This window comes from Phycisphaerales bacterium (assembly GCA_020852515.1).
Classification (GTDB): Bacteria; Planctomycetota; Phycisphaerae; order Phycisphaerales; family UBA5793; genus UBA5793.
In genome coordinates this window covers 431,467-444,401 of sequence record JADZAS010000013.1, presented here as the reverse complement: position 1 = coordinate 444,401, position 12,935 = coordinate 431,467, and the positions used below count along the sequence as shown (strand labels likewise).

Here is a 12,935-nt window from a genome sequence, read left to right as displayed (position 1 = left end):
CCGTTCCCCGGAGGCGGCTCGAGGCCAGGCCGCTCCAGAAACGAAACGGGGCCGCCGGATGCGACGGCCCTCGAAGGGATTCTCTGCGGCTGCGGGCCGCCGCGATTTGCGATTCAGAGGGAGTTCGATCGCCGCGTCTCGTAGCGTCGCCTGAACCTGCATCCGCCGATCACTGCAAACAGGCCGAGGCTGCCCATCCAGACCGGGGCGGGCAGCGGGATCATGACGAGCGTGTCCTGGCGGGCGTTGCCGCCTTCCCAGATGTTGATGATGCGGACCTTGCCGAGTTCGCTGCCTGAGCCGTCGAGCCAGGTGGCGAGGTTGGCGTACCAGCTGCGGGCGAGGACTTTGTGCATGGCGGTGCCTTTGAAGTAGCCGCCGATGCCAAAGGCGTTGGCGCCGTAGCGGGCGACGAAGCCTGCCGGGTCTTGGAAGTACCAGATGACTTCCTGAAGGGCGCGGACCGACGCGGCCTTTTCGGCGCCGCTGGCGGAGGCGTCATCGAAGTACTTGTAGCCTTCCAGGTCGCCCTTGACGAAGTGGTAGTAGAGGAACGCGGTCTCCTCCTGGACTTGCCGGTACGTGTTGCGCGATTCAGTGTTGAGTTCGGCGTCGTACCACCTGTTGAGCTGAATGAACTCGGTGGTCTCGACGCAGAAGCTGATGAAGTGGTTGGAGTCGACGCCGTTGCGGCCGAGGCCCGCAGGCGTGAAGGTGAGGCGGCTGGCGTTGACGACGAACTCGCCTGCGTAACCGCCCCCGGGCACGCTGAAGTGGTTCCGCAAGGCATCCATGCGGATCTCGCCGGCGGGGATGGGGTCGGCGAGGGCGGCGGCAGTCGTGAGGCATGCTGCGGCGGCAATGATGCCGACGGCCTGTGTGATTCGGTTTCGTCGCATGGCTGTGGCGGCCACGTGGTTCTCCATCTCCGAAGAGGCGCAACTGGATTCCCAGTCGGTCTAGAAAACGTGGGCTGACGTTACGCCAGCCCACGCAAGAGATTCGATAGCGATGTTCCGGTGGGCCCCCGGTTGGAGGACCCTCATTCCAAGACGTCAGACCGCCAGATCAGCGCCATGCTGACGGGACCGGCGGCGTTGGCGGAACGCGAGACCGATCACGCCGCAGAGCCCGACGCCGCCCATCCAAACGGGAGCGGGCAGCGGGATCATGACGAGCAGGTCCTGGCGGTTGCCGGTGAAGTTGGCGTTGTCCCACATGTTCATCACGCGGACTTTGCTGATCTCGGAGAGGTCGCTGAGCGTGCCGTTTGCGAGCGCCCACGTTGCGAGGCCGACGAGGAAGTTGTTGCTTCCGCCGGTCTCTTCCTCCAAGTGCCAGATCGCCTTTTGGAGCGCTTCGCCGTCGGCGAAGGCGCCGTACGTGAACGTCTCAGTCGGGCCGACGTGTGCGTCCCAGGCGTCGAGTTCGGCTTGGATGGTGCCGCGAATAAAGTGGGCGTAGAGGTACCGGGTCGCATCGCTGAGGGGATCGGGGCTGGGACCTCCAGAACCACCGGCCTCTGCCGCGTCATTGAACTGGATGAAATAGACGCCACCTTCGCTCAGGAATTCGTCCGTCTCGACGCAGAAGGTGACGAAGTTTCCGGCTCCAGCGCCGTGCAGGCCGACCCCTTGAGGATTCGTGGGAAACCCGATTGGCTCAACTTCGAACGGCCCGCCACCACCACCAGCACCCCAAAGGTCTGTCTCGATGACCTTGATCTTCTCACCCGCGCCGAGCGCTACTGTGGCCATCGTGCCGACGGCCAAGGTCGCAGCCATAAAACTCATGCGATTCGTCTTCATCTCATCCTCCGATTCCGGAACACCTTCCACTCGATCTCGAAGCGAATCCGGATCCTCCGAACCCGCTCCCCCCGGAGCAAGACTTTCCACGGGCGCGCAGCGAGAAACGCCGAGCGGCCGCTTGTGAATCACTCAACCTTTAACACGTTCCACCACGGAACGGCGGAAGCCGCGGAAAAGGACAGAATCCGCAGCGATCATCTCTCCATCGCAGTCGCGACCGACAGGCCGGACTGTAACGCGTACAGTTTCCCCCCAAAGCAGGCGGATGTCAACCCCCAAAGCCGCAAAATACCACATTCTGTGAAGTTTTTGTTTCCTCAGGAATCAACTTCCGCGGCAACTCACGAGAATCCCCTGCCAGTTCTGCGAATACAGGTGATTTGGAGGAAGTGGGACGCCATTCGCCGTTCGCGCGCTGCGGATAGTGGGCACGAAACGACCCCCAGCGCGCGGAGATTCGCTCGCGCGCTGGCCAAGTGGTGGTTGAATTGTGGATAACTTCGCGGGCCAGCCCAGGACGGGAAGCCCGATGCAGCGCTAGTTCACCAGCGCCGCGACGCGGTCCAGCCGGGCGGCCAGATCCGCATCACTCCGATTGACGTCGCGCCGTGCGGCGACCTGCTCGTATTGCACCCGGGCATCATCCACGCGCCCGGCTCGCGCAAGTGCTTCCGCCAGGCCGAGTTGCAGCAGTGCATTGCGCCCGTCGAGGACCAGGCCATCGCGGAAACTCCGCTGCGCTTCATCAAACAGGCCGGCACTCAATTGAGCCGTGCCGAGCGTGTCCGCCAGGTTGGCGCGGATGCCCGCGGGGAGATTGCGCTGCTTCGCGGCAGCGACTGCCTGCGTGGCCATCTGAAGTGCTTCGTCGGCGTTCTCCGCCGAATCGAGCAGCAGGTAGGCCAGGTTGTTGAGAATGATCGGGTCGCCCGGCGCCGCGGCCAGCGCCTTGCGATACGTGGCCTCCGCGGCGGCGATTTCGCCGAGTTGCTGCTGGCAGCCGGCGAGCATCGCCAGCGCCGCCGCCGGGAAGGCCGGATCCGACTGAAGCGGCTCGAGCAGCGCCACCGCCTTGCGGAACTGATCCGCCCCGCCGCCGCGCTGCCCGAATTCGGAGCGGACCTGAGCCATTCCCATGCGCGTGTCGGGCGTCAGCGGGACAAGCGGCTCCGCTCGATCCACCCACTGGACGCCCAGCGAGACGTCGCCGATCTCTGCGGCGAGCCGCACGTACGCCTGAGCCCAGTCGCCGCTCTTCTCGGCTCGCGGCCAGATCAGCTCATGCGCCTCATCCGCGCGGCCAGCCTGAATGAGAATGCTCGCGTAGAGGCCAAGGCGCGTTGGAAACTGGTCCGCCTCCGCCTTGATGCGCTCCACCCACGGCTGGATCGCCGTGAGGGCCCGCTCCGGCTGTCCTGACTGCGTCTCGATCTGGGCAATGAGGAGATCGGCGCGAGTCGGGCGCTCCGAATCGAGTTGCCGCCACCGGCCCGCCCCGGCCCGTGCTTCGGTGAAGCGCCCGGCATCCGCCAGTGTCGTGGCCAGCAGTTCTGCCGCCCGGACCGAATTCGGGAGGACGCGCGCCGCGTTCTGTGCCGCCAGCACGGCCTCATCCGCCTGGCCCGCGTTGAGCAGAGCGCCCGCGAGCAGTTGCCAGCCGAGGATCAGAGCGGGCTCGCTGTCCACGGCGTCGCGCAGCCGCTTGATGTAGCCGGCAGAGTCGCCCGGGTTCGCTTCGGCGTACTGCATCGCCGCGGCGATCTGTTTCATCGCGGGCCGAAGGCTCTCATCGACGAGCGCGTCGATGATGTCGTCAATGGACTCGGGGCCAAGGCTGCCGGACTCAAGCGAATCGATCAGGCTGTGCAGCGCGAGCAGGGCCGGATGATCCGCATCGGCTCTCAGGCCGGCGGCGATGGTCGACCGGGCCTGATCCGCCTGGCGCGTGCGGATCTGGAATTCGGCCAGTGCAGCCCAGTCATCGCCATCGCCGGAGGATTGGGCCTGCGTCTCCAGCAGTCTGGCTGTTTCGTCGAGCCGACCCTGCCGTTCGTAGTAGCCGGCCAGCAGCGCGATGTATTCAGAGGCCGTCAGTTGCTCCTGAAGTGGCTTGAGCATTTCCGCGCCGCGCTCGACGCTCTCGGCCGCGGCGTAGAAGTCCGCCGCCGCGATGCGCACGTCGCGAGACGCATCGGGTTCGGCGAGCAACCCATCAAAAAGCCGCCGGGCGTCCGCAGATTGACCGTGGCCGCCATGAAGCACGGCCAGCATCAGCCGATCCTGCGACTCGCCGGTCGCCGCCAGAAGCGATTCGCAATCGCGGATCGCTTCGTCCCACATGGCGGCTCGCGCCAGCAGTTCAACGCGCCGGCGCTGAAACTCCGGGCTCAGCGTCCGGATCGCGAGGAACTCGCGCAGCCGCGTCGCCGCCTCGGTGGCCCGGCCGGCACTCTGGAGCAGGTCGATCGTGTGCGCGTAAAGCAGTGGATTGCTCGAATCACGGTCAAGGGCGCGCAGAAGAATGTCGATCGCCTGCCGCTTGTCGCCGAGCATGAGCATGGCGTCGGAACACAGCATCATCGCCCGAACATTCGACGAGGGCGGCTGCGTGAGCGGCGTCAGTGAAAGCACAACCGCCGAGGCCGCCTCGTCGCCCGGCTCGAACGCGAGGCGGCGCTGAGCATCTGCGAGTTTCCAGCGGGCCGCGTTCTCGCCTGTCACAGCTTTGAGACGTTCGATCGCATCAACGATGCACTTCTCATCCGTCCACCCCGCGCGGGAGTCGAGCAGCGCGTTCTGCGCCTCGGGCCGATCCGGATACGCCGTCGAGATGCGCTTGAGTTCAGCAAGTGCGCCCTCATCACCCGTTGCATCCAGATACCGTGCGTAGGCGATTTCGTACTGCATGCGCAGGTTCGCATCATCCGCGGTCTTGATCGCATCTTCGTACCTGGCGCGCACCACCTCAGGCGCAAGCGCCGCCGAGCCGGCGCTCATCTGCAGCGCCATGAGCCCCGGACCGACGGTCTCGAGCCGCGCGGCGACGGCGAGCACCCCCTCGACGAGTTGCGGCGCCGATCGCCTGCAGGCGTTGGCCAGATCAAGCAACACGGCTGAGTTCGGCAGCCGCTCCATCGTCGCCATCTGACCGATCACCACCTGTGCCTCTTCGAGATGCCCGACGGCCACGTACGTCCGCGCCAACAGCGCCTGCACATCGGCCTGGTCCGGCGCCTGTGCAGACATCTCCTCCAGGATCGTGACCACACCATCGCGGATGCGCTGGTCAGCGCGGTTGGCATCGATGAGCGCGACGTAGATACGGGCCAGCGTCAGCGCCTCGGCTGCGCCGGGGTTGGACATGACCGCTCGCTCGGCCGGAAGGCGAGCCTCATCCAGGCGGCCCAAATCGAGCAGCGAAGTCGCCAGCATCATCTGCGCACGTGAAGACGTCGGATCCTGCCGCACGGCTTCCTCAAGGCTCAGCACGGCCATCTCCGATTCGCCGAGGCGCTGATCGGCCTCGCCGAGCATCAACCACGCCAGACTGTCGGTTACAGGAAGCGCCACCAGTTCCGAGAGACGCTGCCGCGCCTTGCTGTACTCAGCCGCATCCATGAACTCGCGGCTGTCGAGCAGCCCCTGCCAATAGCGGCCCTGGTCATCGGTGCGCGTGGTCAGTTCGGCGCCGACGGCGCCGGACTGCCAGCCGCCATCAACCGGAAGCGCGGTCAGCGCGATCCAGCCAAGCAGTCGCGAAGGAGTCGCATCGAGCGGCTCGGCGTGCATCGCCGCGTGCTGACGGGCGCGATCCATCTGGCCAGCCTTCCAGGCTCGCTCGATGAGATACGCGTGCACGTCGTCGCGGAACTGCGTGTCCATCGCGTTTCGATCGAGGAGCACATCGGCATCCGTGCGCAGGCCGATCTGATCGAGCATGCGGACGAGTTCGAGCAGGGCTTCAGCATCAGGAATCTTCAGCCCTTGGGCGCGCTTGGCTGCTTCGATGGCCTCCTCGCGATTGCCGTATGCGGCCAGCACGCGCACCTGCAGCGTCGCGAGCATGAGATTTTCGGGATACTGCGTGACAAGATCTTTCGTGTACGCGAGCACTTCTTCTGCGGGGTGGCCGTTGAGTCGCATCGTCTCGATGCGCGACTGGTGGCCGTAGAGGTCCTGAGAGTGCACAGCGAGCAACGCATCAACCGCGGCCTGCACTTCGCTCGAACGGCCCAGCGTGGCCAGGCACTCGATCCTGGCGATGTGAGCCTGCTGATGCGCCCCGTCCAGCGCCAGCAGCCGCTCAGCAGCATCAAGCCGCTCGGTGACGAATCCCACCCGGCGATACAAGACCAGCAGCAGCGCCAGCGGCCGCGCATCTTGCGGGGCTCGGTTGGCCGCTTCGCGCGCGTAAGGGATCGCGGCGCCCAGGTGGCGGTTGTTCTCGACCGGCACATGCCACCGGGCGTCGGCGACACGGTAGAGCACTTCCGGATCCTCGCGGTGCTCCGAGAGCGCCTTGCCCAAGCCGCGCAGCGCGTTCTCGTAGTCGCCGGCGTCATAGGCCGCCATGCCTTCTGCATACGCTTGGGCGATCTGCTGGGCCCGCCGCGCTTCGCGGACGAAATACGCGCCCGTTGCCGCACCGCCGAGCAGCGCGGTGATGCCCACGAGAATGAGGAGACGCTTCTTGCCGCGTCGTGTCATTTCAAGCTCCACATGAGGCAGGTCATCGGATCAATATCTTGCGGATCGTCTCGAAGATGATCCAAAGATCGAGTCGCCAGTTCTGGTTCTGCACGTACTCCAGGTCGTAGCGGATCCACTCCTGGAAGTCGTTCTCGGGTCGGCGCGTGCGGCGGACCTGCCACAGTCCAGTCACGCCGGGCCGCACGCTCAATCGCGCTTCGCGCCACGTGGGGCAGTACTGGTTCTCTTTGTCCGGGCTGGGCCGCGGCCCGACGACGCTCATGTGGCCGAGCAGCACGTTCCAGAACTGGGGCAGTTCATCGAGGTGATACTTGCGCAGGATCTTGCCGACCTTGAGCACGCGCGGGTCATCTTCGATGTGGAACTGCGGGCCGTCGCACGCGTTCGCCTGCACGAGATCCGCCTTCAACGCCTCGGCGTTGCGGAACATCGTGCGGAACTTGTAACACGGAAACTCGCGGCCGCCGAGCGTCTGCCGGCGATGAATGAAGAACGCGGGCCAGCCGTCTTCGCGGACGATCGCGGCGATGGCCAGAGGATAGATGATGGCGGTGCCGAGAAGCGCCGCGCTGGCGAAGGCGATGTCAAAGAGCCGCTTGCCGGGTCGGGACAGCGGGGCTGCGTCGCCGCGCGTGAAGCGGCTGCGCGAGGCAAAGCGAATGTGCTCCCAGTCGATGGGCTGGAGATCAACGTGGGCACTAGCGCTGTCGGCGACTCCGCCTGGCCCCACCACAACTTCCGCGGCGTCGATGCGCGTGCCCGCGCCGATCCAGAGTGGCGCAATGAGACGAGCGCCGGGCGCGACCTGCGCCTGTTCGTGCACCCAGATGCCGGGGCTGAACTCGTAGACCCCGTCGAGCGTGGCCCCCGGCCGCTGCCAGAGTCGTTGCAGGACAAGGAGGAATTGATCAATGCGGCTTGCGTCCGCGTCGGTGTTGAACAGCCGCGCGCGGGCGATCTCAGGCACGATCGCATCGTGGCGCAGGCGGCGCTTGATGGCGCGCTTCGCCTGCGCGAGGCTGGGCGACTGGGCCCAGAGCAGGGCGATGCTGCCGTCGGCGGTGAGCCAGGCCTGCTGCGTGGCGCTCGATCGACTGTGGTAAAGCCGACGGATGCGCTTGAGCAGGCCTTGCTCATCGGTCTCGACGCGCTCCAGATAAGGCTCGGGCTCCTGCTCCACCAGCCGCAGCCGCATCGAGCGAGGCTTGAGCCAAGAGAAGCGATCGAGAAGCGGGGCCAGGCGGAAGAGCACGAGATCGCGCTCGCCCAGGAGCAGGTAGAAGTCGCCGCGATGGCGCTTGCCCGGCCCTTCGCGCACCCGGACCGGCTCCTGCCCCTTAGCGCGCTCGACGAGCATGCCCGGCCGCACGACCTGCACGCCGCGCGAAGCCCAGAAGCGATCGTGCAGCGCCTTGTGATCGAGGCCCCAGAAGACCGGGCGCGCGGGCTCGGCGGGCTCGACGCTGGTCTCGGGATGTCGCGTGAGTAGCGTCAAGCTTTGTCAGCGGCCTTCTTGTTGTCTGCAGGCTGGCCGCTCATCAGAATGGCGCGGACGAGAGCGTGCCGGGACTCGGCTGTGGACTCCGGACCCACTTCGCCGTTGGATCGCATGCTCTGCGAGTGGAACGAGATCGTGCTCATGCTGCTGCGCAGATCGGTGGGCGTGGCGCGATTGAAGACGAGGCCGGCGCACGTCGCGCCAACCGAGCGCAGCCGGCCCAAGGCGGCACGGAGCAGGCGCGGATCCTGGCCGCGCGGCACGGTGAGCACCACGCGGTCCACGACCGTCGCCAGCACATTGGCTTCGAGGCTCCCCATCAGCGGCCCCGTGTCGATGAGCACGATGTCGAACTTGCTCCGGGCTTCGTCGATCAGTTCGTGCATGCGCTCGGTGGAGAGGTGTTCGGCTTCGAGCGACCCATTCGATGCAGCCTTGCCGTTGGACCCGGCGCTCTGACGCGTGGACTGGCCGGCGGGCAGCACGGAGAGATTGGCGATGCGCGATGGCACGATGCACTCGGCCAGCGAGGCGCCGCCGGCAACCTGGCGCAGGCCGACCTTGCCATCCATGCGCATCGTCGGCGAGAGGCCGTGGCCGATGAGGTCGGCGTCGATCAGGAGCACCTTGACGCCCTGGGCGGCGAACGACATGCCCAGCGCAACCGTCAGACTCGTCTTGCCGTCGCCGGGCCGGGCGCTCGTGACCATGAACGCCGTTCCGCCCTGCTTGCGCGGCCGGGCCTGCATGGCGAGCATGTTGCGCAAGTGATGGACGCTCAGCGTGGCCATCGATTCGAGGTCTTCAGCTTCGCTGCTCAGATCGGGCAGTGTGCCGAGCACGGGCAGAAGCGTCTCGGCTTCTTCGATCTCATCAAGGTAGCGGAAACTCGGTCTGAGCAGGCCGAAGAGCAGCACAAGGCCGACGCCGAAGCCCGCGCCAGCCATGCCGCCGAGGACGGCGAGCTGGAAGCGGCGGTCCTTGGAGGGTTGGGTCGGCAGGTCGCCCAGCGAAGGGTCGATGCGACCCTGAGTCGAGTTCTGTGTCTCGACGAGCAGCTGTTCGAGAGCGCGCGCCGTCTCGGCAAGCCAGCCCTTTACGGATTCCGCCTCCTCGCGCTTCGCGTCGATCTCACTCATGGCTTTGGAGATTCGCTGCATTTCCTCAAAGGCGGCATTGCGGGCGGTCTCCAGCCTCGCGAGCAGATCCTGCGCCTGCTGAAGCGTCAGATCGCCGGTGTTGCCGGCCAGTTCAGTTGGAGTGAGGCTGCCGTCGCGGGCCCAGCCGCGAACGACCTCCAGCCGCTTGTTGATCTGCGAGTTCAGGACGTCGCGCTCTTCGATCAACCGGCGGGTCTGAACATGACGCGGGCCGAAGCGTTGGGCTTCTTCAATCTGCGCGTCGAGTTGCTCGCGCTGGCGTACGAGTTCTCCGAGGCCGGTAGGATCCATTTTGGCGAGGTACTCCAGTGAGAGATCAGGCTCGCCTGTTTGGGAGCCGGTCTCACGAGGCTCGGCCGTCTCCAGCCCGAGAATGCGCTGCTTTACAGTGAAGATGTCCTGCTCAATGGAAATGAGTTCCTGCGTGCGCGCCGCCAGGATCGAGTCCAGATCGGATGAGCCGTAGTTGTCGCTGAACGCGAGGATGGAACCGCGAATACTGGTGAGGCGGTTCTCAAGATCGGTGCGGCGGGAGCGCAGAAGACTTACCTTCTCGGTAACCTCAGAGTCGGAAGTGTCGCCATAGAGAGCCATGTAGGCTTCGATGACCGCGTTGACCGCCCGCTCCGACTCGCGCGGCGAATCGGTCGTCGCGCTCACAAAAATGATCTGAGTCCCGCGACGATAGTTGACGTCGATGCTTCGTTTCAGTTTTGAAGCGCCGTCACCGCCAATGGGCCATCCTATTTCTGTGAGCTTCGAATCGTCGGCGGCCTGCTGCAGAACACGGGGGGAGTCGATGATCTCGGCCTGCGAGGCGACAAACTCGCCGAACAGCGGCGGCATCTCGTTCTCTTCCGTGCGGTACATCAAGCGCGGCAGCGTTGGAACAATTCGAATGAACCCTTCGCTCGTGTACTGCGGCCCGCTTGAGAGGTAGCCGCCAACGATGCCGATCGACGCGAACACCGCGGCCAGGATGATCGCGATCGGGTACCGGCCGCGCAGCCGGCGGTGGAGCAGCGCCACCGCCCCGGCCTGGCGCTCCTCGGCTGCCGGCCCGACCAGGCCGTCACCGACCTGCACGCGGTGAACCTGCATCTGTCCGTCTGCGTTCATTTCACACCTTCTTGGACTGTCGCGATGACAGGCTCGACGACGTCAATCAGTTTCGACACCATCTCTGCGGTGGTTTCCTTCGATTGCGAATCGGGCGTCAGAATCTGCACCTGGGCAGCGCCAAGCCCCGCCGCCTGTGGCCGCTTGGCGGCACGCTCCAGCCCGTCTCTCTCGCTGCGAATGTCCGATGAGTTCGGAATGATGAAAAAGCTCACGATCCGGATGGCCTCTCTCGTTCCACGGTTCATGCGCGAGAATACGTAGACGCGCACGCTCTGCGGCCGACCCTGCACAGACACTTCGGAGAGTTCGCTCGACTCCAGGTTCCATCCATGCGCGGGATAGCAGACCGGCGGGTAGTGGCCGCCCATGTCGCGCACATCCGTGCAGTGCACAATCGACAGGCTGGCCTTCTGCCCCGTCGTCTGATCCTGATAGGTGCGCTGAAGCATCTTGTTGGGCCGGAGCATTTCCACTTCGACGTCCGTGTACGGCAGATTGACTCCAAACCAGTTGTCGACCCTGAAGGGCACTTCATCCATCTTTGCCGCCACGCGAGCGAAGTAGTCCGGCGCTCCCGTCGGCGGGTCCTGCCCGAGTCCGCCGAATGCAAACATGCACATCAGCAGCGCCAGCGTGACCAGCGGAATGCCCCGCGAGCGGAGTCGATGGCGGTTGCCTCGCGTCATCTAGTCCTCCTCTCCGATCGGATGCGGCGACACCGCAATCTCCAGCCACCGCAGCAGCCCGAGCATCGCCCAGAGAATCCCCAGGGCGACGAAAAGCATGATCCACCCGCTGATGTCGTGAAACGTCGTAGCCACCGATTCGCTGGCGTAGCCGTAGAGCAGCACAGTCGGCACGAGGCGGATCACGTTGACAAGCAGCGCGATCACCGGGCTGAGGATGAGAAAGAACAGCCGGATCCGCTGCCGCATCGGCACCGAGAACACAAACGCGAACGTGATGAGCATCAACGCCGTGACCATGCGCATTCCGTTGCAGGCTTCGGCCACGGCGACTTCGGTACCGTTGATGGTCAGCACGCTGCCGCCGCGTTCGAGCGGAATGCCGATGGCGGTCAGAAGGTAATGGGTGATCTGCGCGGTGTGCTCCTGCAGCGGCAGGGCAATGGCCTCACGAATCCGCCCGGGGACCGGCAGGATGAACAGCAGCGCCGCGGCAGCCGGCAGGAAGAGCCGCACGACCTGGGGCCCGAGCATCGTGAGTGCGGCGCAGCAGACGATGAGCAGTGCTCCGCCGTGCTGCGCCACGATGATGCCATATTGGTAGCCGATACGCACGCTGATCCAACCCGCGATCACGACAAGCGGGCCAGACACGCTCGGGTTCGGCCGCACGAAGCGAATCCGCTCGCGCCGCACCCAGATCAGCCAGGCGGCGACGAACGGCGCCAGAATGAGATGCGAATTCTCGGGATCCTGCCAGCCGATGGCGAAGATGTCGCGCCAGAGGTCGATGGTGGCCGCGACGGCGACGAGTGTCAGCACGCCGAGCCAGAGCCCGAGTGAAAAGTCCCATGTGCGCCGAAGTGTGCTCAACGTGTCGGCCCCCGGTGGTTTCCGTTCTTGCGTGCCGCATCGACTTGAGAGTGGCCGGCGGTGAACACCTCATCCACCAGCCGCGCCTCGGCCGGCACGACCGCTCCGGCGCAAACAATCGACCGCGTCACGATACTGCCCGCGCCGACATTGGCCGCCGCCATGATGATCGAATCAACCACGACCGCCGTTGAGTCCACCGTTGCATCCGCTGCGATGCACTGAAATCCGCTTCGCCGCGCTGCAGCCTCAAGCCGAAATCGAGCCGACCTGCTCTGCGAAGCGGGCTGCGCGCTGAGCCTTGCCGCATGCAGCAGCTGCTCCCGCGTGCGCAGCGGCCGCGAGTATCCATCAATCAATCGAAACGCCCCCACGCGATGCTCGCCGGCGATGACTTTCGCCAGCCACTGTTCCTTCAGATCCATGTACCCTTCGCGCTGCACGTAGCGCATGAGGTGGCGGGCAACCACATACACGCCCGCGGGTGTCCCGTCCGGATTGACCAGCACCGTTGTTTCGTAGGCATTGGACCGGTGATGCTTCACCAGCGCCGCCAGGTCAAAGTCCGGGCACCGCGCCGCCTCGGCCACCAGCAGCAGCGAGTCGTCGCTCAGATGCTGCGACACATCGTGCACCACGCCCGCCGCGCCGCGGTAGCTCTCCTGATCGACCACGACCTCGATCTGCCTCGCCGCCTCCGCCGACAGACGCGGCGGGGGAATGTCCTCCCCGTTGGCGACGATGATCGACAGCCGATCCGCAGCCAGATCTCCAAGCCCGTCGATGACTTCCATCCAGCGGTTGAGAACGGTGCGATCGCCAGGCCCGACCAGCAGATCGAGCACCGAACACTGCGCAGCCGCCGTCAGCGGCGAGGGCGTGAGTCCGCCGCCGAGCAGCACAAACGCCTCGACGCAACCTCCGGCCGCCGGCGCAAGGCGCGCCAGCTCCGGCAGCAGCGAGCCGTTCGTTTTGCCTTGAGTTGTGTCGAAGGGAGTCATTTCGAGATTGAGAATCTCGGTGCCGTCATTGCCCGAAAGTGGCGCGATCTTCGAAGTGCTGTCGCCGTCGCGCT

At 65.5% G+C, this 12,935-nt stretch carries 8 protein-coding genes; all 8 read right to left on the bottom strand.

The window, feature by feature from the left end:
• Positions 1–113: 113 nt before the first annotated feature.
• The 8 genes from IT430_07980 to IT430_07945 all read right to left on the bottom strand — a co-directional run bounded on the left by IT430_07980 (position 114) and on the right by IT430_07945 (position 12,861).
• Positions 114–914, bottom strand: coding sequence for a hypothetical protein (locus IT430_07980; protein MCC6907862.1), 801 nt, complete (start codon positions 912–914; stop codon positions 114–116).
• Positions 915–1,055: 141 nt separating this feature from the next.
• A complete protein-coding gene (locus tag IT430_07975; GenBank protein MCC6907861.1) occupies positions 1,056–1,808 on the bottom strand; it encodes a hypothetical protein in 753 nt (250 codons plus the stop codon).
• Between the two features lie 540 nt (positions 1,809–2,348).
• Positions 2,349–6,518: a tetratricopeptide repeat protein gene (locus IT430_07970; protein ID MCC6907860.1), complete on the bottom strand. Its 4,170-nt coding sequence runs from the start codon at positions 6,516–6,518 to the stop codon at positions 2,349–2,351.
• A gap of 22 nt (positions 6,519–6,540) precedes the next feature.
• Positions 6,541–8,016, bottom strand: coding sequence for a sugar transferase (locus IT430_07965; GenBank protein ID MCC6907859.1), 1,476 nt, complete (start codon positions 8,014–8,016; stop codon positions 6,541–6,543).
• On the bottom strand, positions 8,013–10,298 hold the full coding sequence (locus IT430_07960) for an AAA family ATPase (GenBank protein MCC6907858.1): 2,286 nt from the start codon (positions 10,296–10,298) through the stop codon (positions 8,013–8,015). Before IT430_07960 ends, IT430_07965 begins: the two co-directional genes overlap by 4 nt.
• Positions 10,295–10,987 carry an exosortase-associated EpsI family protein gene (locus IT430_07955; protein ID MCC6907857.1) on the bottom strand — a complete coding sequence of 231 codons (693 nt, stop codon included), beginning with the start codon at positions 10,985–10,987 and terminating at the stop codon, positions 10,295–10,297. The genes IT430_07960 and IT430_07955 overlap by 4 nt, the downstream gene beginning before the upstream one ends.
• A complete protein-coding gene (locus tag IT430_07950; protein MCC6907856.1) occupies positions 10,988–11,860 on the bottom strand; it encodes an exosortase/archaeosortase family protein in 873 nt (290 codons plus the stop codon).
• On the bottom strand, positions 11,857–12,861 hold the full coding sequence (locus IT430_07945; protein ID MCC6907855.1) for a hypothetical protein: 1,005 nt from the start codon (positions 12,859–12,861) through the stop codon (positions 11,857–11,859). The genes IT430_07950 and IT430_07945 overlap by 4 nt, the downstream gene beginning before the upstream one ends.
• Positions 12,862–12,935: the final 74 nt, after the last annotated feature.